Origin of the sequence: Cryobacterium soli (assembly GCF_003611035.1) — a bacterium.
Classification (GTDB): Bacteria; Actinomycetota; Actinomycetes; order Actinomycetales; family Microbacteriaceae; genus Cryobacterium; species Cryobacterium soli.
Genome location: NZ_CP030033.1, coordinates 1888327 through 1914103 on the forward strand (window position 1 = coordinate 1888327; position 25777 = coordinate 1914103).

General features: G+C 66.0%; 21 protein-coding genes, 1 tRNA gene and 1 pseudogene. 14 read left to right on the forward strand and 9 right to left on the reverse strand.

Annotated features, from left to right (window positions below):
* Nucleotides 1-50: 50 nt before the first annotated feature.
* Nucleotides 51-1142, reverse strand: a complete 1092-nt coding sequence (locus DOE79_RS08680) for a type II secretion system F family protein (protein WP_120338162.1) — start codon at nt 1140-1142, stop codon at nt 51-53.
* The gene (locus DOE79_RS08685; protein WP_120338163.1) at nt 1139-2278 is read right to left on the reverse strand and encodes a TadA family conjugal transfer-associated ATPase; all 1140 of its coding nucleotides are present in this window, start codon (nt 2276-2278) and stop codon (nt 1139-1141) included. Before DOE79_RS08685 ends, DOE79_RS08680 begins: the two co-directional genes overlap by 4 nt.
* Before the next feature lie 762 nt (nt 2279-3040).
* Between DOE79_RS08685 and acs the strand changes: the two genes are divergently transcribed.
* Nucleotides 3041-5002 carry an acetate--CoA ligase gene (acs, locus tag DOE79_RS08690; RefSeq protein ID WP_120338164.1) on the forward strand — a complete coding sequence of 654 codons (1962 nt, stop codon included), beginning with the start codon at nt 3041-3043 and terminating at the stop codon, nt 5000-5002.
* Between the two features lie 113 nt (nt 5003-5115).
* The gene (locus DOE79_RS08695) at nt 5116-6390 is read left to right on the forward strand and encodes an acyltransferase family protein (protein WP_120338165.1); all 1275 of its coding nucleotides are present in this window, start codon (nt 5116-5118) and stop codon (nt 6388-6390) included.
* A gap of 84 nt (nt 6391-6474) precedes the next feature.
* Here DOE79_RS08695 and DOE79_RS08700 read toward each other — a convergent pair whose 3' ends face one another.
* Both DOE79_RS08700 and sp36 read right to left on the reverse strand, forming a co-directional pair.
* Nucleotides 6475-6945: a RidA family protein gene (locus DOE79_RS08700; protein WP_120338166.1), complete on the reverse strand. Its 471-nt coding sequence runs from the start codon at nt 6943-6945 to the stop codon at nt 6475-6477.
* A gap of 2 nt (nt 6946-6947) precedes the next feature.
* Nucleotides 6948-7115, reverse strand: coding sequence for a Sp36 family protein (sp36, locus tag DOE79_RS20505; RefSeq protein ID WP_162942675.1), 168 nt, complete (start codon nt 7113-7115; stop codon nt 6948-6950).
* A gap of 50 nt (nt 7116-7165) precedes the next feature.
* Here sp36 and DOE79_RS08705 point away from each other — a divergent pair, with 50 nt between their 5' ends.
* The 5 genes from DOE79_RS08705 (at nt 7166) to DOE79_RS08725 (ending at nt 15000) form a co-directional block, all read left to right on the forward strand.
* On the forward strand, nt 7166-9712 hold the full coding sequence (locus DOE79_RS08705; RefSeq protein WP_120338167.1) for a transglycosylase domain-containing protein: 2547 nt from the start codon (nt 7166-7168) through the stop codon (nt 9710-9712).
* Nucleotides 9709-10677, forward strand: a complete 969-nt coding sequence (locus tag DOE79_RS08710; protein WP_120338168.1) for a metallophosphoesterase — start codon at nt 9709-9711, stop codon at nt 10675-10677. Before DOE79_RS08705 ends, DOE79_RS08710 begins: the two co-directional genes overlap by 4 nt.
* 75 nt (nt 10678-10752) lie before the next feature.
* Nucleotides 10753-13308 (forward strand): transglycosylase domain-containing protein, encoded by a 2556-nt coding sequence (locus DOE79_RS08715; RefSeq protein WP_120338169.1) that lies wholly within the window; start codon nt 10753-10755, stop codon nt 13306-13308.
* 70 nt (nt 13309-13378) lie between these two features.
* Nucleotides 13379-13452 (forward strand) — tRNA-Pro (locus DOE79_RS08720).
* Nucleotides 13453-13515: 63 nt separating this feature from the next.
* Nucleotides 13516-15000 (forward strand): DHA2 family efflux MFS transporter permease subunit, encoded by a 1485-nt coding sequence (locus DOE79_RS08725; RefSeq protein ID WP_120338170.1) that lies wholly within the window; start codon nt 13516-13518, stop codon nt 14998-15000.
* Nucleotides 15001-15072: 72 nt separating this feature from the next.
* Here the strand turns inward: DOE79_RS08725 and DOE79_RS08730 are convergent, their stop codons facing one another.
* Nucleotides 15073-16071: a GDP-L-fucose synthase family protein gene (locus tag DOE79_RS08730; RefSeq protein WP_120338171.1), complete on the reverse strand. Its 999-nt coding sequence runs from the start codon at nt 16069-16071 to the stop codon at nt 15073-15075.
* 2 nt (nt 16072-16073) lie between these two features.
* On the reverse strand, nt 16074-17105 hold the full coding sequence (gene gmd, locus DOE79_RS08735) for a GDP-mannose 4,6-dehydratase (protein ID WP_120338172.1): 1032 nt from the start codon (nt 17103-17105) through the stop codon (nt 16074-16076).
* Nucleotides 17106-17325: 220 nt separating this feature from the next.
* On the opposite strand from gmd, the gene DOE79_RS08740 reads away from it, so the two are divergent.
* Nucleotides 17326-17790 (forward strand): VanZ family protein, encoded by a 465-nt coding sequence (locus DOE79_RS08740; protein WP_120338173.1) that lies wholly within the window; start codon nt 17326-17328, stop codon nt 17788-17790.
* Between the two features lie 17 nt (nt 17791-17807).
* Here the strand turns inward: DOE79_RS08740 and DOE79_RS20510 are convergent, their stop codons facing one another.
* Nucleotides 17808-17960, reverse strand: coding sequence for a hypothetical protein (locus tag DOE79_RS20510; protein ID WP_162942676.1), 153 nt, complete (start codon nt 17958-17960; stop codon nt 17808-17810).
* Between the two features lie 433 nt (nt 17961-18393).
* Between DOE79_RS20510 and DOE79_RS08750 the strand changes: the two genes are divergently transcribed.
* The 4 genes from DOE79_RS08750 (at nt 18394) to DOE79_RS20515 (ending at nt 21775) form a co-directional block, all read left to right on the forward strand.
* Nucleotides 18394-19587 carry a sensor histidine kinase gene (locus DOE79_RS08750; RefSeq protein WP_120338175.1) on the forward strand — a complete coding sequence of 398 codons (1194 nt, stop codon included), beginning with the start codon at nt 18394-18396 and terminating at the stop codon, nt 19585-19587.
* On the forward strand, nt 19584-20729 hold the full coding sequence (locus DOE79_RS08755; RefSeq protein ID WP_120338176.1) for a hypothetical protein: 1146 nt from the start codon (nt 19584-19586) through the stop codon (nt 20727-20729). Before DOE79_RS08750 ends, DOE79_RS08755 begins: the two co-directional genes overlap by 4 nt.
* The gene (locus tag DOE79_RS08760) at nt 20716-21375 is read left to right on the forward strand and encodes a DNA-binding response regulator (RefSeq protein ID WP_245977216.1); all 660 of its coding nucleotides are present in this window, start codon (nt 20716-20718) and stop codon (nt 21373-21375) included. The genes DOE79_RS08755 and DOE79_RS08760 overlap by 14 nt, the downstream gene beginning before the upstream one ends.
* Before the next feature lie 112 nt (nt 21376-21487).
* Entirely contained in the window at nt 21488-21775 is a 288-nt protein-coding gene (locus DOE79_RS20515) for a hypothetical protein (protein ID WP_162942677.1), read from the forward strand.
* A gap of 795 nt (nt 21776-22570) precedes the next feature.
* Here DOE79_RS20515 and DOE79_RS08765 read toward each other — a convergent pair.
* Nucleotides 22571-22861: a helix-turn-helix transcriptional regulator gene (locus DOE79_RS08765; RefSeq protein WP_120338177.1), complete on the reverse strand. Its 291-nt coding sequence runs from the start codon at nt 22859-22861 to the stop codon at nt 22571-22573.
* A gap of 128 nt (nt 22862-22989) precedes the next feature.
* Nucleotides 22990-24027 (reverse strand): LCP family protein, encoded by a 1038-nt coding sequence (locus DOE79_RS08770; protein WP_162942678.1) that lies wholly within the window; start codon nt 24025-24027, stop codon nt 22990-22992.
* Between the two features lie 352 nt (nt 24028-24379).
* Here DOE79_RS08770 and DOE79_RS08775 point away from each other — a divergent pair, with 352 nt between their 5' ends.
* Both DOE79_RS08775 and DOE79_RS08780 read left to right on the forward strand, forming a co-directional pair.
* Nucleotides 24380-24748 (forward strand): hypothetical protein, encoded by a 369-nt coding sequence (locus DOE79_RS08775; RefSeq protein ID WP_120338179.1) that lies wholly within the window; start codon nt 24380-24382, stop codon nt 24746-24748.
* A 74-nt stretch (nt 24749-24822) separates the two neighbouring features.
* A pseudogene (locus DOE79_RS08780) lies at nt 24823-25718 on the forward strand (UTP--glucose-1-phosphate uridylyltransferase).
* The last annotated feature ends 59 nt before the right edge of the window (nt 25719-25777 follow it).

Below are 25777 nucleotides of genomic sequence, written 5' to 3' on the forward strand. Positions count from 1 at the left end.
CGACCTCGCGGGTGCAGTCGCGGGGTCTCGCTCCCGTGTCAGCGGCCGCCTCACGAGAGGCCACCGAGCGTGGCGGAGAGCACGCTGAGCAGCAGCGGCGCCACCCCCACGAGCATGAACGCCGGGAGCACGCACACCCCGAGTGGGATCATCAGGGCCACGGCGAGCGATTCTGCGCGCTGCCGGCCGGCGCTGCGGGCATCCCGCCGGGCCTGGTCGGCCTCGCTGCGCAGCAGTTCACCGGCGGGGATGCCCGCCCTCGCCGAAAGGTCGAGCACCCGCTCGATGACAGTGTCGGTCGCGATCTCGGTGTCCACCGGGCGCAGACCGAAGCGTTCGGCGCTCTGCCGCGCCACGGCCCGGGCCCGGTCGAGAGAGCCTCCTCCGGCCATCCCGATGGCGGTGAGGTCCAGCTCGAGGCCGGGTGCCGTCAACTGGGCTCCGGCGGAGGCGACCAGGGCCCGGTTCCACCGGGATGCTCCGACCATGAGCAGCGTGCCGGCGGCGAGGCAACCCAGGCCGGGGCCGGTGAAGAACAGCGTGCGCACGGTGTCGAAACCCAGCAGGGCGCCGAACAACAGCGCCACGAATGGCAGCACCAGCACCATTCGGGCGGTGGCCCGGGGCCCGGTCAGCGCAACGGCCAGGTCGCGGCGCAGCTGGCCCAGATCGCGGAAGGCGCCCGCCAGGTCGCGGAGGCTGCTGGCGAGGGGCGCACCGGCCTGCGTCGCGACCTCCCAGGCGGCGGCGAGCGCGCGCCAGGCATCCGCCGGTTGAGTGGGCAGCTGCTGGGCCTCGTGGGCGATCGCCTCGGACACGCTGTCACCGGCGTGCGCCGCGCGCGCGGCGGCCACCAGCACCGCCCGGGAACCGGCATCGGTCGGCGGCCTGCCGGACCGCCGTCCGAACAACCCGCCCGGTGCGCGGCCGGGCGGTCCGTGGCGCGGCACGGTTCTCCGGCTGAGCAGCCCGGGCATCAGGATGCCGCGGGCCGGCCGCTCCGGCGGGTCGGCGCCGGCCGGCGGCACGAGGTAGTCCCACGCGGAGACCGGCGAGACTCCGGCCGCGAGCAGCACGGCCAACCGTTCGGAGATCCGGGCGACCTCGTCGATCGGGTTGGGCACCTCCGGGCGCCGGGTCATGCCGCCACCGTGCTCAGGCGTTCGGCCGCGTCGAGAATGAACCGGCCCACCTGGGCGAGCCGGCGGGTGCCGCCGCGGCGTTCGAGGTGCAGCACCAGGCCGATGGCGCTCACGGTCTGTCGCGCCACGGCGGCCGGACTCATGCCGCCGAGCGCGCCGAGCGCCTCGAGCCGGGCGGGAACGTCCGCCAGGGAGTTGGCGTGCAGGGTGCCGGCCCCGCCGTCATGCCCGGTGTTGAGGGCGCCGAGCAGCTCGCGGATCTCGGCGCCACGGCACTCGCCGAGCACCAGCCGGTCGGGCCGCATCCGCAGCGCTTCCCGCAGCAGGCTCTCCAGTCCGATCCGGCCGGCCCCCTCGAGGTTGGCCTGCCGTGACTCAAGGCCCACGACGTGCGGGTGATCGATGCGCAGCTCGGCGACGTCTTCGATGGCCACGATGCGTTCGTCGGCCGGCGCCTCGGCCAGCAGGGCGGCCAGCAGGGTGGTCTTGCCGCTCCCGGCAGCTCCGGTGACGAGCAGGTTCTGCCGGTCGAGCACCGCGGCGCGCAGCCGGCCGAGCTGGGCGGCCGCGGCGTCGCCGGCACCGAACATGCCGGCGGCAGCCAGCGCGTCGAGGTTGAGGCGGTGCGCCCGCGGCAGACGGATGGACAGCAGCGTGCCCGTGCTCGACACCGGCGGCAGCACGGCGTGCACCCGGATGCCATCGGCCAGCCGCACATCCACGCACGGGCTGGCCTCATCGATATGGCGCCCTCCGAGCGCGATCAGCCGTACGGCGAGGTCCCGGATACCGCGCTCGTCGCTGTGCCAACCCGGCGCGGGCACCAGGCCGTGACCGGCGTCGAGCCAGAGGCCGGCCTCGCCGTTGACGAAGAGATCGGTGACGGTGCCATCGCGGGCGAAGGGCGCGAGCGGGCCGAGCACCGAGACGTCCGCGCGCGTGAGCACGGGCGGCAGGAGGTCGAGTGCCTGGCTCGGCGGCGCATCCGCCCCGGCGCGGGCGTGACCTGGCTCCGCGTCCGGCCGCACGTCACCGGCGGGGTCTCCCCCGGCCGCGGCCGGATGCACGGCTGCGCTGACGGTCACGGGGCTGGGCCGGCTCAGATAGGAGGGTACGGCAACGAAGGGCTCGGGCATTCGAGCACGGTACGGCTTCGAGCGGCCGGTGGGAGGGGAGCCATCCGCCGTTGTGGACAGTCGCACTCAAACGCCCTTGTGGAGGAGCGGCACCGCCCAGGTCGGCTGCGCAGCGCACCGGTCGCGCACCCGCGAAAGCGGCCAAACCGTCACCTCAGGGCCACGAAGCAGCCCTTTGGCCGCTCTCGCGAGCTCGGGCTTGGGCGCCGCCAGCGCCCGGGCCTGGAGACACGTGTTGCCCGGTCGGACGGCTGCGCCCGACGTGCGGGGCTCAGGAGTCCGACCGGGCAACAGGTGTGCCTGGAGGGGGCCGATACAGCGGTGAAGCGGTACAGCTGATCACGCAGGTGCACGGTTCGCAGTGGGGCGCGCGAGCCGTGCGGGGGAAAGCGCGGGCGTGTCGTTGAGAGACACGGGCGCGCCGTTAAAAAGAGGGGGGCGGCACCTATTGGGGGGAACAGGTGCCGCCTCGGCAGTGCGCTGATTGGGGGGAACCAAGCGCACCACAGGTCAAAACTTTCGTTCAGACAAGCTCAAGCATACTTGGGAAAACCAGATGCGCAAGTCCCCTGGGTCCCCCTAAATGAGGACATAAAAAGAATGCCACGTGAGAAGCGTTTTCCGAATGTATCCCGGGCAGAAAATCGGTGTTTCTTTCGCTGAGAAATGCCCTCGAACGGTTCGCACGGGCCGTGTAGGGTTCAGGGATGGGGTCGCCCCGGCGCCTCGACACTGCCTGAACTCGCAAAGGAGCGAACCATCATGAGCGTGCAAATCGACCATCTTCTCCACGAATCCCGCCGATTCCCGCCCTCTCCAGAGTTCGCTGCCCAGTCGGTGGCCACTGAGGCTCTCTACGCGGATGCGGCAGCAGATCGGCTCGGTTTCTGGGCCGATCAGGCTCGCGAACTCGTGCACTGGCACAAACCGTTCACCCGCACACTGGACTGGACGAACCCGCCGTTCGCGAAGTGGTTCGACGACGGTGAGCTCAATGTGGCCTACAACTGCCTCGACCGGCACGTGCTCGCCGGCAACGGCGACCGGGTGGCATTGCACTGGGAGGGCGAGCCGGGCGATTCCCGCTCGATCACCTACGCGCAGCTGACCGATGAGGTCAAACGTGCCGCAAACGTGCTTCTCGGTCTCGGGGTGCGCGCCGGCGACCGGGTGGCCATCTACCTGCCGATGATCCCGGAAGCCGTCGTGGCGATGCTCGCCGTCGCCCGCATCGGCGCCGTGCACTCGGTGATCTTCGGCGGCTTCAGCGCCGAGAGCCTGCGCTCGCGCATCGACGACGCCGAGGCCGTGGTGGTGATCACCGCGGACGGCGGCTACCGCAAGGGCCGCGCCACCCCGCTCAAGCCGGCCGTGGATGCGGCGCTGGCCAGCGGCGACTCCTCGGTGCACACCGTGCTCGTCGTGAACCGCACCGGCGGCGACGTGGAGTGGAACGACCGCGACACGTGGTGGCACGAGCAACTCGCCGCGGTCTCCGCCGAGCACGAGGCGCAGCCGTTCCCCGCCGAAAACCCGCTGTTCATCCTGTACACCTCCGGCACCACAGGCAAGCCCAAGGGCATCCTGCACACCACCGGCGGCTACCTGACCCAGGTGGCTTTCACCCACAAGAACGTCTTCGACCTCAAGCCCGAGAAGGACGTGTTCTGGTGCACGGCCGATGTGGGCTGGATCACCGGCCACAGCTACGTGGTCTACGGGCCGCTGGCCAACGGCGCCACCCAGGTGCTCTACGAGGGCACCCCCGACACCCCGCACCCCGGCCGGTGGTGGGAGATCATCGAGAAGTACCAGGTGAGCATCCTCTACACCGCGCCCACCGCCATCCGCACGTTCATGAAGATCGGCCGGCAGGAACCGCAGAAATTCGACCTGACCAGCCTGCGCCTGCTCGGTTCCGTGGGCGAGCCGATCAACCCCGAAGCCTGGATGTGGTACCGCGAGGTGATCGGCAATCAGCTCACCCCTGTGGTGGACACCTGGTGGCAGACCGAGACCGGCGCGATCATGATCAGCGCCCTGCCCGGCATCACCGAGACCAAGCCGGGCGCGGCGCAGGTCGCCATCCCCGGCATCTCCATCGACGTGATCGGCGAGGACGGCCATCATGTCGGGCACGGCAACGGTGGCCTCCTCGTGGTCACCGAACCGTGGCCGTCGATGCTGCGCGGCATCTGGGGAGACCCGGAGCGATTCATCGAAACGTACTGGGAGAAGTTCCAGGATGCGCCGAACGGCCCGCTGTACTTCGCCGGCGACGGGGCCCGGCTCGACAGGGACGGCGACATCTGGCTGCTTGGCCGGGTCGACGACGTCATGAACGTGTCGGGGCACCGGCTGTCGACCGCGGAGATCGAGTCGTCGCTGGTGGCACACGCCACGGTGGCAGAGGCCGCAGTGGTGGGTGCGCACGACGAGACCACCGGGCAGGCGGTGGTGGCGTTCGTGATCATCAAGTACAGCCAGACGGATGCGGCGAGCCACGCCGACATCAGCGCCGTGCTCCGGGCACACGTGACGCTGCAGATCGGGGCGATCGCGCGGCCGCGGGAGATCTTCATCGTCAACGAGCTGCCGAAGACCCGCTCGGGCAAGATCATGCGGCGCCTGCTGCGCGATGTGGCCGAGGGCCGCGAGATCGGGGACACCACCACCCTCGCCGACACCTCGATCATGCAGATCATCACCGACAGCATGCGCTGACCCCTCGCGAGCCGTGAGTTGAGCACCGTCCCTCGGCCCGGGAGCGTGCTTACCTCACGGCTCGCGGGTGTGCTTGGAGGAAACGTTCACGAAGGGGCCCTAGCGTAAAGCGAATGTCTGCCGCCGAACCCCGCACCCGTCTTGTCGCCCTGGACGCCCTGCGTGGCGTCGCGGCCGTCGTGGTGCTCGTGCACCACGTGTCGATGACCGCTCCGTCCGTCTCGGCCGCGTACTCGTCCAGCGCGAATGTGGCAATCTTCTCCACGGGATGGTGGGCCACCCTCTCCCCGCTGAAGATCCTCTTCGCGGGCCCGGAGTTCGTGCTGGTGTTCTTCGTGCTCAGCGGTTTCGTGCTGGTGCTCAGCCCGCTGCGACGCTGGCCCTGGACACCGCGCTCCGGCCCGGGCACCGCCTCCGGCCGCGGCGCCGACACCGAGCCCGTCCTTGGCGCCGCGCCGGCCCACGGCTACGACTGGCTGGCCTACTACCCGCGCCGCATCATCCGCCTGTCCATCCCGGTGATCGTCTCGGTCGCGCTGGCCGCGATCTGGATCACCCTCGTGCCGCGCACCGTCACGGGCAGCGAGGGGGCCTGGATGGCGAAGCAGGGCAGCCCCGACCTGGGCATCGGCAACCTGCTGCGCGAGGCCAGCATTGTGGGGTTCACCGGCCGGCCCGACGTCAACCCGCCGCTCTGGTCGCTGGCCTGGGAGATGTGGTTCTCGCTGCTGCTCCCGGTGGGCGTGATCCTGGCCGTGGCCACCCGCCGGTGGACGCTGGCCTGGGTGGCCGTCATGCTCGGCGTCTCCACTGCCGGGTACCTCCTCGGTGCCGAGCCGCTGATGTACCTGCCCGCGTTCGGCCTCGGCGCGCTGATCGCCGCCAACCTGTCCACCCTGCAGGCGCGTTCGGCCCGCCTGCTGGAGCGACCCGGCGGCACGCTCGTATGGGGCCTGATCGCGGTGTCGGGGCCGGTGCTGCTCATCGCCTACTGGCTGGCCCGGCCGCTGCTCAGCGAGCCGTGGAACTCCCTGGCCCTGGCGCTGCGGGTGCCCGGTGCCGTGCTCATCGTCGCCACCGTGGCTCTCTGGCCGCCGGTGCAGCGGTTGCTCAGCGGCCGGCTGCTCCGATGGCTCGGCGCCATCAGCTTCAGCCTGTACCTCGTGCACTTCCCGGTGGTGGTCACCTTCGCGCAGCTCTTCGGCCCGGAACACTGGTGGTGGGGTGCGCTCATCTCGGTGCCGCTGAGCCTGGTGCTCGCGCAGCTCATGTACCGATGGGTGGAACTGCCCGCACAGGCGCTGGCCACACGGGCCGGCGCGGCCTTCTCGGCCGGCCATCCGCGCCCCGAAGCCGCCACCGCCTCAGAAAACCCGGCGACGCGTTGATCGAGCCTGTCGAGGTGCCGGTGGGTCTCGAAAGGCTCGACCAACGTGCGACAAGCTCGACCGACGACGCCGTGAGGTTGGCCGTTAGGCGAAGGAGACGATGAGCTCCACCTCGACGGGCGAGTCCAGCGGCAGCACGGCCACGCCCACGGCGGAGCGGGAATGCACGCCGATGGTGCCGAAGATCTCGCCGAGCACATCGGAGGCCCCGTTCACGACGCCGGGCTGGCCGGTGAAATCGGGGGCGGATGCGACGAAACCGGTGACCTTGACCACCTGGGTGATCCGGTCGAGCGACCCGATCACGCTCTGGATGGCAGCGAGCGCGTTGAGCGCGCACTGCCGGGCGTACTCCTTGGCGTCCGCGGCGGGCACGAGGCCGTGGCCGTCGCCGACCTTGCCCGTGGCGGGCAGCGCGCCGGACACCATCGGCAGCTGGCCGGAGGTGAAGACCAGCGAACCGCTCACGACGGCGGGCACATAGGACGCGACCGGCGGAACAACAGACGGCAGTTCGATTCCCAGCTCGGCCAGGCGAGCCTCTACCTGTGACATGGTCATGCTCCTTCCGCGCCCGCGACCGGGCGCTTGAGATAGGCGACGAGGCCGCCCTCAGGGCCGGTGACGACCTGCACGAGCTCCCAGCCGTCCGATCCCCAGTTGTTGAGGATCGCGGCGGTGTTGTGGATCATCAGCGGGGTGGTGAGGTACTCCCAGGCAGTCATGCGGCTCCGATTCAGGCTGTTTTTCAGAATTGTCCCTTACGCTCAATTGTATGTCTGCCAAAAAACGTACGGTTAGTGGAGCGCTCGGCGGTCTCCTGGGTTTCATCGGGATGAGCGCCGTGGCCGGAGTATTGGTCACCGTCGCGGTCACACCGGCCCTGGCGCTGTCCGGCATGACAGCGAACAACACGATCAACGCGTTCGAGAACCTGCCCGACTACCTCAAAGTCGACCAGTTGGCGCAGAAGAGCACTATCTACGCCGTGCAAAGCGATGGCACCCCTCTGGCCCTGGCCTCGTTCTACGACCAGAACCGGGTCGAGGTTCCCCTCGAGAGCATGAGTCAGTTCGTTCAGGATGCGGCGGTGTCTGGTGAAGACCCCCGCTTCTACGAACACGGCGGAGTCGACCTGCAGGGCACCATTCGCGGCGCCCTGTCCACGGTCACCGGTGGCGGCACGCAGGGTGGATCATCCATCACCCAGCAGTACGTGAAGAACGTACTCGTGCAGAAGTGCGAGGTTCTCAACGACCAGGCGGAATTGGACGCCTGTTACAACGAGGCCACCGAGACCTCTCCGGAGCGCAAGCTCAAGGAGATGCGACTGGCGATCGGCGTCGAGAAGACCTACAGCAAGGCTGAGATCCTGCAGGGCTACCTCAACATCACCCTCTTCGGTGGCAGCGTGTACGGCGTCGAGAGTGCGTCGAACTACTACTTCAACACCTCGGCGGCGAACCTGACCCTCTCCCAGTCGGCGAGCCTCATCGCGATCGTGAACAACCCGGAGAAGTTCCGCCTCGACCAGCCCGACAGCGAGACCAACGGCGCAGCGAACGGGTACGCCGACAACAAGCAGCGCCGGGACTACATCCTGACGGAGATGCTCAAGTACAAGAAGGTGTCCCAGGAGGACTACGACGCGGCCATCGCAAGCCCGATCGAACCCACCATCACCGAGCCGAGCACCGGATGCCAGACCGCCGGTGGCAGCGCCTTCTTCTGCGACTACGTCACCCACGTGCTCAAGAGCGATCCCACGTTCGGCGAAGACGAAGACACCCGCATGATCAACTTCCGACGCGGTGGCTACGACATCTACACGACCCTGGACATCGACCTGCAGCGAACCGCCGAGAACACGATCGCCGAGAACGTGCCGCAGACCTTCGACGGCTGGGACGTCGGGGCCGTGGCCACCAGCGTGCAGGTCGGCACCGGTCGCGTGCTGGCGATGGCGCAGAACAAGGTCTACAGCCAGGATCCGGAGGTCCAGGCGACCGGCGGCCAGTACACCGGCATCAACTACAACACCGACGAAGACCAGGGCGGCTCGCTGGGCTTCCAGCCCGGCTCGACGTACAAGGTCTTCACCCTCGCGGAATGGCTGAAAGAGGGCCATGCGCTCAGCGAGCGCGTTGACTCGGCGCGCAAGTCCGACTGGGGCACCTTCCAGGACTACTGCAGCGGGCCGCAGACGTTCCCCGGCTACAACCCGAAGAACGACGCCAACGAGGCCGGCACCAACTACAGCGCCTTGCAGTCGACCATCAACTCGATCAACACGGGCTTCCTCGGCATGGCCAAGAAGCTCGACCTCTGCAAGATCCGTGACACCGCCGAGTCCTTCGGCGTGCACCGTGCGGATGGCGCGGAACTCGAGAAGGGGGCCTCCTCGGTGCTCGGCACCAACGAGGTGGCTCCGCTGAGCATGGCGGTGGCCTTCGCCGGCATCGCCAACAGCGGCACCACCTGCTCCGCCGTGGTCATCGACCGCATCGTCGGTCCGGACGACGCCGAGATCGCGCCGCCCGCATCCACCTGCTCCCAGTCCGTTGAACCGTCCGTAGCCGCCGGCATGGCCTATGCCATGAAGCGGGTACTCACCGAGGGTTCCGCGACCCAGTCCTACGGAGCCACGTCTCCTCGGGTGCCGATGATCGGCAAGACCGGAACCACCGACGGCGCCAAAGACACGTGGATGAGCGGTGCGAGCACCAAGGTCGCCACCGTCGTCGGCGTGGTCAGTGTCACCGGTGACGCCAACCAGCGCGCCAGCAGGTACTCCTTCGACAGCGGATCCGCGGCCACGGCCCGGCACCGCATGTGGCCGGACATCATGAGCGTCGCCAACGCCAAGTACGGCGGAGACGAATTCGCTGAAGCGTCCACCAATGTCATCCAGGGCGCCCAGGTGGCTGTGCCCGACGTGCGCGGCCGCTCGATGGACGACGCCCGCACGGCCCTCGAGGGTGCCGGCTTCGACTTCCTCGACGGCGGCGTGACCGACTCCGAGCTGCCCGCCGGCACAGTGGCCCGCACTGACCCGGCAGCCGGGGCCACCGCGAGCAACGGCGCCACGGTCACGGTGTACTCCAGCAACGGCGCACAGGTCCTGCTGCCGGATGTCGTGGGTCAGACCCTCGATCAAGCCAAGACCACCCTCGCCGGCTTCGGTCTCGCGAGCTCCGACCAGGCTGTGACCGACCCGAACCAGAACAACAAGGTGCTGTCGATGAGCCCGGCCGCCGGCACCCCGGTGACCAAGGGTGGAACGGTCACCGTCGTGGTCGGCAAGATGGGGGCTGCCGGTTGAGCGCGGTACGCACGATCACCGCCTCGGCCGCCGCGGTAGCGGCGGCCGGACTGGCCGCCTTCGCCTGGGGCTCGCTCGTCGAACGACGACGCTTCACCCTGCGGGAGGTCACGGTTCCCGTGCTCGCACCCGGCTCCGACCCGATCCGGGTGTTGCACCTCTCCGACCTGCACATGGCGCCGTGGCAGCGCGACAAGCAGGACTGGGTGCGCGGGCTCGCCGCCCTCAAACCTGACCTGGTCGTCAACACCGGTGACAACCTGGGCCACGAAGACGGCATCGCCGGCGTGGAGTACGCACTGGAGCCGTTCGCGGGCATCCCGGGCATCTTCGTCAACGGCTCGAACGACTTCTTCGGCCCGCAGCCGAAGAACCCGCTCAAGTACTTCGGCGGTCCGTCGATGCTGCGTTCCCGCCACATCGAGCTCGACACCGACGACCTGCACCGGGTCTTCGCCGAGCTCGGCTGGATCGACCTGAACAACGCTGCGGATGCGCTCGACATCAACGGCACCCACCTGGAGTTCTTCGGTGTCGATGATCCGCACATCCGCCGGGACCGCCTCGACCTCATCACCGGCGCCATCGACGAGCTGCGCGGCAACGACCCGCTCACCGAGGAGACCTGGCCGGACCCTGAGCAGCCCGCCGGCCCGCGCTCAACGCTGACCGTTGGTGTGGTGCACGCGCCTTACCAGCGGGTGCTCAACTCGTTCGTGAACCACGGCGCGCAACTGATTTTGGCCGGTCACACCCACGGCGGACAGGTCTGCGTACCCAAGTTCGGTGCATTGGTAACCAATTGTGATATCCCCCGCCGGCAGGTGAAAGGCCTGAGCCTGTGGAACGTGGGCCTGCGCACCTCCTACCTCAACGTTTCGGCGGGACTGGGCACCTCGATTTATGCCCCGGTGCGCTTCGCGTGCCCGCCCGAAGCGACCCTCCTCACCCTCACCGCCGCATAATTCCGAGCCTCGGCCCCCAAGCTGGGGCCACCCTCCGAGGTCGCGATCGCGCCGTTCTGCCCTAGGCTCACGCTTATGGGGGAAAACAAACGTACATTCGGTGGTGCGCTCGGCGGGCTTCTGGGTCTGGTCGGAATGAGTGCGGTCGCCGGGTTGCTGGTGACCGTGGCCATCACGCCGGCGCTGGCGGTTTCGAGCATGGCCACCACGAGCACCATCAACATGTTCGAGAACCTGCCCAACTACCTGGCCATCGACGATCTCTCCCAGGTGAGCACCGTCTACGCCGTGCAGGATGACGGCTCGCCCTACGCGCTCGCCTCGTTCTATGACCAGAACCGCATCCAGGTCGGCAAGGATGCCACCAGCCAGTTCGTCCTCGACGCCGTCGTCGCCGGTGAAGACCCTCGGTTCTACGAACACGGCGGCATCGACCTGCAGGGCACTTTGCGTGCGGCGCTTTCACAGATCACCCACGGGCCCACCTCCGGCGGGTCGTCGGTGACCCAGCAGTATGTGAAGAATGTGCTGGTGCAGAAGTGCGAGCTTCTCCCCGACCCGGAGAAGCTCCAGGCCTGTTTCGCCGAAGCCACCGACCCCACTGAGGAACGCAAGCTCAAGGAGATGCGGCTCGCCATCGGCGTGGAGAAGCAGTACAGCAAGGACGAGATTCTCCAGGGGTACGTGAATATCACTGGTTTCGGCGGCACCGTGTACGGCATCGAGGCGGCCGCCCGCTACTACTTCAACTCCACAGCCGCCACGCTCAATCTGCCCCAAGCGGCCAGCCTGATCGCGATCGTCAACAACCCCGAGAAGTTCCGCCTGGACGACCCGGACAGTGAGACGAATGGTGCCGCAAACGGTTACGCGGCCAACAAAGAACGCCGCGACTACATCCTCCGGGAGATGCTGAAGTACAAGAAGATCAGCCAGGAAGACCACGACGCCTCCGTCGCCAGTTTGATCGAACCCGTCATCACGGAGCCGTCCACCGGCTGTCAAACGGCCACCGGTTCTGCCTACTTCTGCGACTACGTCATCCATGTCCTCAAGACAGACCCGAGCTTCGGCGAAAACGATGAGGCGCGGATGCTCAACTTCCGTCGCGGCGGCTACTCGATTTACACCACCCTCGACCTCGATCTGCAGCGGGCCTCTGAGAAGGCCATCGCCGACAACGTGCCGCAGACCTTCCCGGACTGGGACGTCGGCGCCGTGGCAACCAGTGTGGAGGTCGGTACCGGGCGAGTCCTCGCCATGGCGCAGAACAAGCTCTACACGCAGGAGAAAGAGTCTCCCGGCCCCGAGTACACCGGGATCAACTACAACACCGACTTCGACAAGGGCGGCTCACTGGGATTCCAGCCTGGCTCCACCTACAAGGTCTTCACCCTGGCCGAGTGGCTGAAGGAGGGACATCCCCTCGGAGAGCGGGTCGACTCGGCTCGCAAGACGAACTGGGGAATCTTCCAGGACAGCTGCCTGGGCGCATCGAGCTTCGACTTCAACCCCCGGAACGACTCCGGCGAGGCCGGCCGCAACTACAGCGCCCTCGAATCCACGATCGGATCGATCAATACCGGTTTCATCGGCATGGCCAAGCGCCTGGACCTGTGCGGCATCAGAAAGACCGCCGAAGCCTTCGGTGTGCACCGCGCAGACGGTGACCCGCTTCAGGAAGGGCCCGGTTCCGTCCTGGGCACCAACGAGATCGCTCCGCTGAGCATGGCCGTGGCCTACGCCGGCATCGCCAACAAGGGTGCCACCTGCAGCGCAATCGTGATCGATCGCATCGTGGGACAGGACGGCGTCGAGATCCCCGCACCGGTGTCCACCTGCACACAATCTGTCGAGCCCCCGGTGGCGGCGGGCATGGCCTACGCCATGAAGCGGGTGATGAGCCAGGGCTCGGCGCTCGAGTCGTACCGCAACACCTATCCGGACGTGCCCATGATCGGCAAGACCGGCACCACCGACGGATCCAAGGACACCTGGATGAGCGGCGCGAGCACCAAGGTCGCCACCGTGGTGGGCGTCGTGAGCGTCACCGGTTTTGACACCAACCAGCGGAATATCTACTTCGACAGCGGCCAGGCGGCCACCGCCCGGCACCGCATGTGGCCCGCGATCATGGGCGTCGCAAACGCCCGGTACGGTGGCGACGAGTTCGAAGAGGCGTCGGCCAGCTCCATTCGCGGGGTCCAGGTGACCGTACCGGACGTGCGCGGCCAGACCGTGGATAGCGCCCGATCCACACTCGAGAACGCCGGCTTCGGGTTCATGGATGGCGGCGTGACCGACTCCGAGTTGCCCGCGGGCACCGTGGCCCGCAGCGACCCGGCCGGTGGCGATACGACCAGCACCGGTGCCACCGTCACCGTCTATTCCAGCAACGGCGCTCAGGTGCTCCTGCCCAACGTCGTGGGTCAGTCGCTCGACCAGGCCAAGGCCACTCTGAGCGGGTTCGGCGTGGTCAGCACCGACCAGGCCGTGACCGATTCGAAGCAGAACGGCGTAGTGCAATCCATGAGCCCGGGAGCCGGAACCCCGGCGACGCGCGGCGGCACGGTGACGGTCGTCGTCGGCCGGTACAGCGCCCCGCCCAAAGGACCAGTCGCTCCTGGTTGATCCGGTAGCACCCGCCGGTCGAAACCCGCCGGGCTGATGGGGTTATACTTGACGAGGTCCACAGGGCCATCGGGGTATGGCGCAGCTTGGTAGCGCGCGTCGTTCGGGACGACGAGGTCGCAGGTTCAAATCCTGTTACCCCGACAGAAAAGACCCCCACTCTCACGAGTGGGGGTTTTTCTGTTCCCCTGCGCCCGGAAGGCCCCCATGACTGACTCCCCCCTCGTGTCGCCGGCCCCAGTGGTCACCCGCCGTGCCTGGCAGGCGCTCATCGTGCTGCTCGCCGGCATGTTCATGGCTCTGCTCGACACCACGATCGTCAACGTGGCGCTGCCCAGCATCCAGACCAGCCTCACCGCGTCGGAGGCCACCCTCTCCTGGATCATCTCGGGCTACGCCCTGGCCTTCGGCCTGGCGCTCATCCCGGCCGGGCGCATCGGTGACCGCATCGGCCACAAGTGGGTCTTCTTCACCGGGCTGGCGCTCTTCACCGTGGCCAGCCTGGCGTGCGGTCTGGCGCAGAACGAGTTGCAGCTCATCGTGGCCCGCGTGGTGCAGGGGCTTGCCGGAGGCATGTTCGTGCCCGCGGTCACGGCCGTCATCCAGTTGATGTTCCCGCCGCGCTTCCGCGGCAAGGCTTTCGCCATCATGGGCTCGGTCATCGGCGTCTCCACCGCCCTCGGTCCGATCGTGGGCGGCTTGATCATCGAGGCGTTCGGCGTGGAGAACGGCTGGCGTCTGGTGTTCTGGGTCAACCTGCCGATCGGCGTGGTCGCGCTCATCGCGGCGGCCATCCTGCTGCCGTCCGGAACCGGCACGGCATCCGCCCCCGATGCCCCCGTGTCCTCCCGTATCGACTGGGTGGGCCTGCTGCTCGTCTCGGCCGGGCTCGTCGCCCTGCTCGTGCCGCTCATCGAGGGCCAGGACCGGGGCTGGCCGCTCTGGACATACCTCGTACTCGCCGCAGGCGCCCTGCTGATCGTGGCATTCGGCGCATGGGAGGTCCGGGTGGCCAAGGCCGGCCAGAGCCCGCTCGTGCCGCCGCACCTCTTCTCCCACCCGGCCTTCACCGGCGGTGTGATTCTGGCCCTGGTTTACTTCGCGGCCTTCACCAGCATCTTCTTCACCATCTCCATCCTCTGGCAGGCGGGACTCGGGCACACCGCGCTCGAGTCCGGGCTCGTCTCCATCCCCTTCGCCATCGGGTCGATCCTCGCGTCGTCGCAGAGCAACCGGCTCACCAAACGACTGGGCCGCACCGTGCTCATCGCGGGCGTGGGCCTGGTCACGGTGGGTCTGGTCTGGATCTGGCTGGTCCTGCTCGTCACCGACCCAGCCAATCTGACCAACTGGCTGCTGCTGCCGCCGTTATTCATCGCCGGCCTCGGCAGCGGATGCTTCATCGCCCCGAACGTGTCGTTCATCGTCGCCACCGTGGATCGCACCGAAGCGGGTGCGGCCAGCGGCGTGGTGGGCGTCATGCAGCGCGTGGGTAGCGCCGCGGGTATCGCCGTCGTGGGCAGCGTGTTCTTCGGCACCCTGGTGGTGGCCGGCCCCGGCCCCGAAGCCCTGGCGACCGGTTTCACCGACAGCGCCACTCTGGCCATGGCCGTCAGCGCCGCGCTCAGCGTGGTGGCGCTCCTCTTGGTGTTCCTGCTGCCCAAGCGCGTGGCCGTGCCGGGCGTGGCCTAACGCCGAACACCCCGGCCGAGGTAGGCCGCGGCTGCCGCCCCATCCAGGGCGGCAGCCCGACCTGGCCGCGGGCTACTTCTCGCGCAGGTTGTTGGTGTGGTCGCGGTACCACTGCACGGTCGAGCGCAGTCCGTCCTCGAGGCCGATGTTGGCCGTCCACCCCGCCTGGGCGAGTTTGCTGACGTCGAGGAGTTTCTGCGGGGTCCCGTCGGGCTTGTCGGTGTCCCACAAGGTCTCCCCCGTAAAGCCCACAACCCGGGCGATGGTCTCAGCGATCTCCTTGATCGTGACATCACTGCCGGTACCCACGTTGACCTGCTCAGGCCCGTCGTAGTGCTCCATCAAATGCAAGCACGCCTCAGCCATGTCGTCCACGTGCAAGAACTCCCGACGCGGCGTGCCCGTGCCCCAGTTCGTGACACTAGACGCACCAGAAGCCACAGCCTCGTCATAACGCCGAATCAACGCCGGCAACACATGTGAGCCCTTGGGCGAGAAGTTATCGCCAGGCCCATACAAGTTCGTCGGCATCGCCGAGATCCACGGCAACCCGTACTGACGCCGCACCGCCTGGATCTGCAAGATCCCGGCGATCTTCGCGATCGCATACGCGTCGTTCGTGGGCTCGAGATGACCAGTCAGCAGCGTGTCCTCACGGATCGGCTGCGGCGCCAAACGCGGGTAAATGCACGAAGAACCCAGGAACAACAACCGCTCCACCCCATACTTCAGGGCCGCGTCGAGCACGTTGACCTGAATACGGAGGTTATCGCTGAGGAAATCCACCGGATACGTACTATTAGCCAGAATCCCGCCGACCTTCGCCGCAGCCAACACCACGTACTTCGGTGTGGTCTCTTCGAAGAACGCGAACACCGCATCCCGGTCCTTCAAATCCAACTCCGCCGAACTGCGGCCGACAAGGTCAGTGAAACCCTCCGACTCCAGGCGCCGCCAGATCGCGGACCCCACCAAACCCCGGTGCCCGGCGACGTAGAACCGGGCATCCCGATCCAACGCCGCCGGGGTGAACGCGACCTGATCGCGAGCGTCAGCCACAGACACGGTCATGGTTACTTAGTTCCCCAGCTCGTCAGCTTGACCTCATCGATCCACGGACGACCAGCGTGCTCCAACGCCGCAATATCAGCGTCAACCATGATGCGAGCCAGCTCAGCCGTGTCGACCTCAGCCTTCCACCCCAGCTTCGCTTCAGCCTTGGACGCGTCACCAACAAGAGCGTCCACCTCGGTCGGACGCAAGTACCGCTCATCAAAGCGCACGTGCTCTTCCCAGTTCAACCCAGCGTGACTGAACGAGGTCTCCACAAAGTCACGCACGGTGAAGTTCCCACCCGTGGCGAGGACGAAGTCATCCGGCTCGTCAGCCTGCAGCATCCGCCACATGCCTTCCACATACTCAGCCGCGTAACCCCAGTCCCGGATCGAGTCCAGGTTGCCCAAGTACACGTGGTCCTGCTTCCCAGCCTTGATCGCCGCGACCGCACGAGTGATCTTGCGCGTCACGAACGTCTCACCACGACGCGGAGACTCGTGGTTGAACAGGATCCCGTTCACCGCGAACATGTCATACGCCTCGCGGTAGTTCTTCGTCACCCAGTACGAATACACCTTCGCCGCACCATACGGCGAACGCGGGTAGAACGGAGTCTCCTCGTTCTGCGGCGGCGGAGTCGCACCAAACATCTCCGAACTCGACGCCTGATAGAACCGCGTCGTGATCCCCGACATCCGCACCGCTTCCAACAAACGAATGGTGCCCATACCCGTGGTGTCACCCGTGTGCTCAGGCTCATCGAAGGACACCCGCACATGCGACTGCGCGGCCAAGTTATAGACCTCGTCCGGCTGAATCTCGGCCAACAACGTCACCAGACGCGAACCATCAGACAGGTCACCGTAGTGCAAGAACAACTTCGCCGCCGGGTCATGCGGGTCAACATACAGGTGATCAATCCGCGACGTATTAAACGTCGACGCACGACGAATCAAACCATGAACCTCGTATCCCTTAGCGAGCAACAGCTCAGCCAAATACGATCCATCCTGACCGGTAATACCGGTAATAAGCGCGCGCTTAGTCATAGGGTTAACCAACTTTCCTTGACAGGGCTGCCCGGTAGCTGTGGCGCGCGACCTGTCAGATTTGTGTGTTTGAAACTTCAGTTTATCGGTTCGGTGCCGGCGGCCGGCTTCGGCTTGCCTGCCCGATCCGGGCACTACTCTAAGGAACCAGGTCGTTGACGGAGATGTCCTCCCCGCGACGATCCGCGCCGGAGGTCTCTCGTTGCAGGCGGGAGGTCGGATGAGTGCTCATAGCGGACAGACGCCTGCCGCGTTGCGCCGCGCCGCCCGCTGGCTCGCGGCGGCCTACCTGGTGACGCTGGCGGCGATCGCGTTCTGGCCCTCCCCGGTTGATCGTGGTGCGCACCGTCCCATCACGTCGATCTTGACCCGCTTGCACGCTCACGGTATGCCGGGTTGGATAGATTACGGCCTTGTCGAATTCACCGCGAACATCGTTCTGTTCGTTCCGGTGGGGTTGCTCGGAGTGGTCCTGCTCGGCAGCGCTCGTTGGTGGGTGGCCGTTCTGGCGGGCTTCGCCGCCAGCGGCCTCATCGAGCTGGGCCAGCTGGTCTTTCTGCCCGCCCGCTACGCCACGGTCATGGATGTGCTCGCCAATACGTCCGGGGCCGCGCTCGGGGCACTTCTCGCGCTTCTGCTGCTCGCCGCGATCGGCTCCCGCTCTCCCACACCCGGCAAGGCCTGATCGCACCTTCCAGCCAGTCAGCGCGCGGAGGCGTTGCTGCGGCGGGTGGGGAGGCCACCGGGGACCGGGATGAGGAACAGGTTCAGCTGGCGGATGTTGCGCCGCCACTTTGCCTCCACAAGGGTGAAACCGTTCGCCCGGAGTTCCTCCACCAGTTCCCAAGTGACCACGCGGCGACGGTAGTCGTCAGTCCACCCCTGCTTCGGGTCATACACACTCACAACACGGGGCTTTGCCCGCGGGTGGCCGAATCGGGCGATGACGATCGGCGGTACAAGGTTGAGCGGGTTTGCCACGAAATGTCCTTCGGTCGTTCGGGGAGCAGGTGCGTTCCGGTGTGCGGCGACAAAACCAATCCAAGGTAGATTTTGAAATGAACGCACTGCATCCGGTGTTTTTCAGGCTAGATCACGACAAATGGGCGACTTTTCAGATCTCGATCGAAAATATCTCGTTTCGGTAACGATGCCCCGAATGGGGTACAAAGCACTACGGAAAACAGCCGATTAGAGTGAGGAATACTCTCATTCATCAGTGAACCGGGGTACGAATACAGGACCTTTCGGGACCCGTGAGAAGCAAGTTCCAGAGAGAGGGTGAGGCGTGATCGCTACCACGTCGCCCGAGAAATGTCGCGAAATCGACAACGGGCTCACCCTGGCGAGCCGGGCCGCGACCGCCGTCGTGCTCGGCGGGGCCGTACTCATGGCCGCGATCTTCCAAATCGACGACGCCGAAGCGCGTTTCTGGCCTGCAATCGTTGCCCCCCTGGTCATGGCTACTGCACTTGCAATACAAGCGCGCTGGCCGGGCACTCCCAGCACCGTGCTCTACCTGCTGGTCGGCGGGGTAGCCGTATACGTCTATTCCCGCACGTTCGCCTCTCAAGTGCCGGTCTGGCCGGTGCCGAATGCGATCACGGTGGCGCTTCCGAAGATGGCGCTGATTCTAATCGGGGGAAGTGGGCGGAGCCCCGGCGCGGCACTGCGATGGTGCGCCGCCGGCTTCGCAACTGCCGTCGTGGCTTCAAGCCTGGCGATCCTCCACGCGGGCTATCGCTTCACCTTCGACGTACCCGGCGTACTCACCTTCGTCTTGACGACCGGCGCGCTTCTACTCACCTGGAGAGGTCACCGCAACGATTCCATGTCGGTGCAGCGTCTCAACCGCGCGGCCCGGGTGGAACTCGAGTCCACCCTGCAACACCGAGTCGCCGTTCGCAACGCGGCTCTCATTCATGACACAGTGCTAAACCAGCTGGCCGTGCTGGCGACGTCGGCGACCGGGACGCTGCACGACTCGCTGCGTAGTGCTATCCGGATCGACCTGGAGAAGGTCGTGCAGCAGCCGGCCCCAGTGCCGGGCACCCAGCCCAATCCGCCGCACGCCTCGCCTTTGCATGCGGCGGTTCTCGATGCCACGACTCGAGGGCTCGAGGTCAGCACGACCGGCCGTCTCTCGGACGTGCTACTTCTCGACACGGCCCGTTCTACCGCCGTAGGTCTCGCAGTTCGACAGTGCCTTCAGAACGTGGAGGAGCATTCAGGCGTGCTCGCCGTTGAAGTGGTGGTGCTCCCATCCAACGGCGAACTGATGGTGATGATCAGCGATGGAGGTACGGGTTTCGATGCTGACAGCATTCCCGCCGACCGGCTCGGTCTGCGGAACTCCGTCACGGCCCGGATCGGCGCCGTCGGAGGCACTGCGGCAATTTGGTCGGCGCCGGGCATCGGCACATCGGTCGTGCTCCGGGTTCCGTTAACCCACGCGGTGAACAGTACGGGGGTATCAACGTGAAGCCCCTCGAACGCACCCAACAGCAGATGGACCCCGCACTCACTCTGGACAGTCGCATCGCCACCATCGCGCTGGCAGGCATGGCCCTGGCCTGGTCCGTGGGGCTGACAATTCTGACTATCGCCGCTATGGGCGAGTGGGAGCCGCGCCTCTGGGCGTTGGCGCTGCTGGCAACGGCGACGTTCGTCGTGGCACGCGAAACAGCGCCTTTGCGCGCGCCGTTCACGGCGCAGGCGCATCTCGCCGTGCACGTTCTCGCTTGCACCGCCTATTTGCTCAACACGATCGGCAGAGAAGGGTCCGCCGACTCACCCTGGCTGCCCTGGATCCCGATTGCTCTCACACTTCTCATCGTGGCGATGTGCCGCTATCGCCCACCACGGGAGATTTTGGGAGCTGGATTACTGTCCGCGTCGGGTATAGCCCTGGCCACGATGCCACTCATCACCGCGCCGGTGACGCTTCACGGGGCTCCTGGCGGCGCACTGCTGCTCACCGCGGTGCTGCCCGTCATAACCGCATCCGTGGCCGCAGCCTGCTACTCACGGGTCTTGGTCTCGAACTCGGAGCGCTGGAAGGCCCAGGCGGGCCATTCGTCGGCTGCGCTCGAGCCGGCACTCCTCAGCGACATCGAACGGGTCATGTATCACGAACGGGTCAACGCGCTCAGCGGGGAAGCCTTCCCCTTCTTGCGCCGGGTGCTGGACACCGATGCGATCTCGGCAGCCGACCGCGACACGGCCCGCGATATCGCGGCGCGCATCCGTTCGGCCATGGTGCACGAAGTCGATCGAACGTGGCTGCAGGCCGCGGTGGATTCGGGCCAGGCCGGGGTGCACCCCCCGACTGTCGACGACCCGGATGCTTGCGCGCCCATGATGTCCGGAACCCAGCGTGCCGCCCTCCGCACGCTCATCACCAGCCTGGGCTCCTCACCTCGCCTCGATCAATTCACCGTATCCATCCGCGCTACCGACGGCACCTGCCGGGGAGAGGTCTGGGCGCGCTTCCGCTCGCCCTACCGACCCCCACGACGGCGACGGAACGCCGATCTAGCAGTCCTTCGGGTCGCCTTCTCCGAAGTAACAGTGAGCACCCCCACCGACCAATTGATTGTGAGATTCAGCTTTGACCACGCGTGACGACACACCGCCCATCCGGCTGGCCCTCCTCGACGACCACGAGCTTCTGCTTGACAGCATGGGCACCTGGATCGCCACACACGCACCGGACTTCAACCTTGTGCTCACCTCCACCTCGTGGGCGGACTTTGTGCACCGCGCTGAGTTCCCCGCCGACCTGGTGCTCATCGATTACCAGATCACCGAACCGGTCTCCATCGAGGCCCGGGTGCGCACCTGCCGAGCAGCCGGCGCCAAGGTAATCGTGATCAGCGGTCTGGACACCCATGAGGCGCGCGACCGCGCCCGGCTAGCCGGCGCCGCCGACTACCTCGCCAAAGACCTCCCCATGGCCGCGATCATGGATGCGGCCCGGGCTGTCATGCGTCGAGCTTCAGCCCAGCGCCCCTTCGCGCCCGCCCGGCCCGCCGCCGGCACCGGGCCTCGCCCCACCAGCCCCAGCCTGAGCCCCGGCGAAGCGACAGCCTTCCGCCTCTACGCGGCCGGTCACAGCACCAAGGATGTCGCGACAGAGATGGCCGTGCAGTACGAGACAGCTAAGACCTACCTGCGCCGGGTGCGCGAGAAGTACGCCAAGGTCGGTCGCCCAGCCAGCCGCAAGGGCGACCTCATCCGCCGGGCCGCCGAAGACGGCTACCTGCACTAAAATCCAGGTTCTGCAACGGACTTCAAACGCAAGAACTTGAACATTCTGCATGTTTACATGCTATCTTTTGCTGAGGCAAACTCGACTGCCGCAATCGCAGAAGAGGTTCGCCATGAAACGCCCCACCCCAAAACAACTCACTGTCTGGGCCAAGCGCCCGCCGCGGATTGTCGGGATATACCTGGGCGGCGAAGGCTGGACCAAGCCGCTCGAGAAGATCCGACTCACGCCAGAAGGCGTGACGCATCTCAAACGATTCGGGCTCACTCGGCTGAGAGTGCGTTGGGGCTTCAGGACATGGGAGATGAGCAGCCAACGCTATCTCAGCCACCATGAGCCCAGAAACAAATCGACCAGGCGTCGAGACACCGCCCGCGAACAAGGCGCCGATGCTGCCTAGTGGTCGGGGCGTAATACTCAGGCCGAACCATCCACGCCTTCAGGTCCTTGTCTTTTCAAAGTCTCACCCGCACTTCTGGACTGAGTCTGCATGCAGTTCGCTCGCTCGGCTCACGCTGGCAAGAACCTGGCCCGACCTCTACGAATATCTAACCCCCGGTATTGACCTGGTCATTCTGGACGACGAAGATCTCAGCCCCCTGACTCTCGCTCGCACCACTTACCGGGTGCGCCTTTTAGGGCACCCGGTCGTAGTGATGGGGAGACAGGATCCGGAGAAGCGACACGCTCCCGTGTCCCCCCAAGCGATCCCCTCGCTACTCCACGCGATCAGCAACCAGCGCCTCAGCACGGGGTGAGGATAATCCTGAATCCGCCAAAAGCGCACCCAACATGCTCGCCATTCGTGCCGCGCTTTCCACGCTCATGAGCAGGGACGAACTCACATCGTCCTCGGGGCCGATATGGACCCATGGCTCCGCTTCGTCGTCGTGTTGCTTGATCACGAGTTCGACTTCGGCGGCTCGGATCGACGGGCACGGACTGCGACCGTCCGGCGCCGCCCGAGCCAGCACACTCGGCACCGATATGACACTGCTGTAGTGCCAAGATGGTGAGGAATTCTCCCCGTGCTCAGTTGAACACCAGTCCGGACAGAGCATGACTACCCCCAGCGCGATGGCCCTCATGGATGGTGCTGGGTAGAGGGCACCCTCATGCTCTCACGTCTGGCCTTCAGTCGCGGGCGGAGCCCGCCGTCGTGGTCAGACTCAAGGTCGACGCCCAGAGGCGGCCCTCAGAGGGTCGTTGAAGTCGTCTTGGGGACCGTTGCGGGGAGAATATCTTGAAGGGAGCAGTCCAGCACCTCGGCAATCGCGAGCAAAGTCTTCAGGCGTGGGTTCGATGACGTCCCTGGATTGGACTCGCCATACTCGAGCTTGCGATAGGTGAAAGTCGAAATACCGGCGAGGTGCGCCAACTTTTCCTGACTGAGCTCTCGGGCGTGCCGGAACTTGCCTAGATTCGCGCCGAGTTCCTTGCAGAACGAGGCCCACGGATCGACCAGTGATGATTCTGCGCTTTCCACTTAGTCATCATTCTGGACATCGCTAGATTGTACGCACATGTAAACATGTGATTTTGTATGCAATTCGGCTCTCCGATCGGTCGCGGTCAGATTCCTGTGAGCATCGCTGCGACGCGCAGGCTGACGACTCATCGCAGTGCCACCCCGCCAAAATCATCGGCGCGGAAGGCCTCCTGTAAGGAAGGTAGCGCCGTCCAGTCGAGGTTGACGATCGACTGGCCGTCAGCCGAGGTCCCCGTTCCCGCGGTGGGGATGGTGAAGAAGACCACGTCATCCGCCCGTACATCACGCAACTCCACGCCGAGAGCCACGAGGTCAGCGGAGGTCAGGTCTTGGTCGATCGCCAGGTGCGGCGTGACCGCCCCGATGACCGCTCCCATGGTGCCGGGGTTGGTCACGGTGGACTTGTGCATCAGCCCGCTGAGCAGGGCCCGGATGAGCAGCTGCTGGTTGCGCACCCTTTGGAAATCGCCGTCGGTGAACGCATAGCGTTCCCGGGCGAAGGCCAGAGCCTCGGTGCCGTCGAGGTGCTGCATACCCTGCGGGAAGACGTGGCCGGCGAGGTGGTACGAGTCGAAGGCGATGGGATTGTCGATGTCAACGCCGCCGAGGGCATCTGTCACCGCCTTGAATCCGGCGAAGTCGATCACGGCCACATGGTCGATGCGCGCGCCGATCAGTCCCTCCACGGTCTGCACCGCCAGCGGCACACCGCCGTACGACAGAGCGGCGTTCACTTTGGCTTCACCGTAGCCGGGAATCTCAAGCCAGCTGTCGCGGGGAATCGACATCACCGACAGTCCGGCGCGGTCGGCGGGAATGTGCACGATCACGATCGTGTCGGAGCGCTGCCCGCTGATGTTCGCAATCGAGCCGGTGCTGTCTCCGCGGGAGTCCGAGCCCAGAAGCAGGAAATTGAGCGCCGTCGCCGCGGCACCCGTGGAAACCGGCGGGCGGTCGACGTTCTCGGCAGGGAAGGCATCAGGGATCTTCTCCACCGCGTCGAAGCTGCGGGAGAGGTTGTAGACAGTGATGCCCGCCACCCCGAACACGACCACAGCGAACACTCCGAAGACCAGGAACACGATGCGCCATGCTCGCCCGCGGGCGGGCGGCGCCGCCTCATGTCGCACTGGAGAGGGTCGCACGGCGGGCGCTGTGGGCATCGGGTCGCCTCCTGCGGAACAGTCGGGTTGCGGTGCGCACACCATAGACCGCCAGTTCGGGCCGGGATAGTGTCCCGGGTTTCTCCGGCCCCCGAACTGGGGGTCCACATTCGGGGCGCAAGAGAGACTGCTGTCCGCTATATTTACCGCATGGGAATCCGCCGACGGACTCGTCGGATTCGCCGCTGGTACCGACGACGCGAGCACAGCAGTGGGATGATCGCCGCCCGCGTGATCTTCGTCTCAGTCGCCGCAGTCGCCGTGGCCGCGCTGGCCGTGTACGCCGTTCGGACAATGTGATCGGGCTGATGGCCCAGGCGTTTTGGCACCCGAGTGTAGGTAAGATCGCGGAATGCGTCTTCTAGCCCCCGCCACCGTTCTTCTCGGCGTAATCCTGCTGTCGGGCTGCGTTGCCGCAGAACCGGCCAAAACAGCGGCTCCGACGCCGTCACCAACCCCCACGGCGCTCACCGAACCGCAGCTGCTCGACAAGCAGACGAAGACCATGGTGAACCTGTACAGCCAGGTTGTCTGCACCAACCTCACCGATCACCCGGACATCGATTTGAACGCAGCCGTGGACAAGGTGCTTGCTACCTATGCCACCCAGGGCCTCTCCGAGGCGTCCCGCATCGAACTCGCCCACCGCGTTCTTGAGCAGTCCGCGGCCAAGAGCTGCCCCGAGCAGAGCGCACGTGTCACTGAAGACCTGTCCCAGTAGCACCCCCAGACGGGGTACCTGGAGCGCCATCTGAAAGAAACCTCTGCGTAATCTGGGTGTGGCTAACTGAACGCATGTCACCCACAATCACCAAAGCTGTCATCCCCGCCGCCGGCATGGGCACGCGTTTTCTGCCTGCAACAAAAGCCATGCCCAAGGAGATGCTCCCGGTGGTCGACAAGCCAGCCATTCAATACGTGGTGGAGGAGGCCGTGGCTGCGGGCCTCACTGACGTACTGATGATTACAGGACGTAACAAGAACGCCCTGGAGAATCACTTCGATCGAATGACTGAACTGGAAGACGTACTCCTGAAAAAAGCGATCACGGTCGCCTTGCAGCCGTACTCCACTCCACCACGCTCGCCGATATGCACTACGTCCGCCAGGGAGACCCCAATGGCCTCGGCCACGCGGTACTCCGCGCCAAGATGCACGTCGGTGACGAACCCTTCGCTGTCCTCCTTGGTGACGACTTGATTGACCCGCGCGATCCCCTGCTCGACAAGATGCTGAGCGAGCAAGTCTCCCGCAACACCAGCATTGTCGCGTTGCTGGAAGTGGGCCCGGAGAGCATCCACCTCTACGGCGCGGCGGCCGTGGAGGCTACCGATGACCCCGACGTGGTGCGGATAACCGGCTTGGTCGAGAAGCCAGAGACAGGCTCCGCACCCTCTAACCTGGCAGTCATCGGCCGCTACGTGCTGCGCCCGGACGTCTTCAGAGTGCTTGAGAACACTGCACCTGGCAAGGGCAATGAGATCCAACTCACTGACGCGTTACAGACGATGGCGGTGACTCCTGGCGAGACCGGCGGGGTCTACGGTGTGATCTTCCATGGCCGCCGATATGACACCGGAGACCGGCTCGACTACATCAAAGCCATCGTGCAATTGGCGGTAGAGCGGGACGATCTCGGGGTTGAGCTGCGTCCCTGGCTCAAGAGCTTCGTGAGTTCCGCCGACTTTTAGGCGGTTCGCTCGCAAGGAAGACAGAGAATGCGGCTCGCCGCCAGCGACGTTTCAGGCTA

Coding starts and splice junctions, on each gene's coding strand:
- DOE79_RS08680 (WP_120338162.1), bottom strand. CDS start 1,142: ATGACCCGGCGCCCGGAGGTGCCCAACCCGATCGACGAGGTCGCCCGG.
- DOE79_RS08685 (WP_120338163.1), bottom strand. CDS start 2,278: ATGCCCGAGCCCTTCGTTGCCGTACCCTCCTATCTGAGCCGGCCCAGC.
- acs (WP_120338164.1), top strand. CDS start 3,041: ATGAGCGTGCAAATCGACCATCTTCTCCACGAATCCCGCCGATTCCCG.
- DOE79_RS08695 (WP_120338165.1), top strand. CDS start 5,116: ATGTCTGCCGCCGAACCCCGCACCCGTCTTGTCGCCCTGGACGCCCTG.
- DOE79_RS08700 (WP_120338166.1), bottom strand. CDS start 6,945: ATGTCACAGGTAGAGGCTCGCCTGGCCGAGCTGGGAATCGAACTGCCG.
- sp36 (WP_162942675.1), bottom strand. CDS start 7,115: ATGACTGCCTGGGAGTACCTCACCACCCCGCTGATGATCCACAACACC.
- DOE79_RS08705 (WP_120338167.1), top strand. CDS start 7,166: ATGTCTGCCAAAAAACGTACGGTTAGTGGAGCGCTCGGCGGTCTCCTG.
- DOE79_RS08715 (WP_120338169.1), top strand. CDS start 10,753: ATGGGGGAAAACAAACGTACATTCGGTGGTGCGCTCGGCGGGCTTCTG.
- DOE79_RS08725 (WP_120338170.1), top strand. CDS start 13,516: ATGACTGACTCCCCCCTCGTGTCGCCGGCCCCAGTGGTCACCCGCCGT.
- DOE79_RS08730 (WP_120338171.1), bottom strand. CDS start 16,071: ATGACCGTGTCTGTGGCTGACGCTCGCGATCAGGTCGCGTTCACCCCG.
- gmd (WP_120338172.1), bottom strand. CDS start 17,105: ATGACTAAGCGCGCGCTTATTACCGGTATTACCGGTCAGGATGGATCG.
- DOE79_RS08740 (WP_120338173.1), top strand. CDS start 17,326: ATGAGTGCTCATAGCGGACAGACGCCTGCCGCGTTGCGCCGCGCCGCC.
- DOE79_RS20515 (WP_162942677.1), top strand. CDS start 21,488: ATGAAACGCCCCACCCCAAAACAACTCACTGTCTGGGCCAAGCGCCCG.
- DOE79_RS08770 (WP_162942678.1), bottom strand. CDS start 24,027: ATGCCCACAGCGCCCGCCGTGCGACCCTCTCCAGTGCGACATGAGGCG.
- DOE79_RS08775 (WP_120338179.1), top strand. CDS start 24,380: ATGCGTCTTCTAGCCCCCGCCACCGTTCTTCTCGGCGTAATCCTGCTG.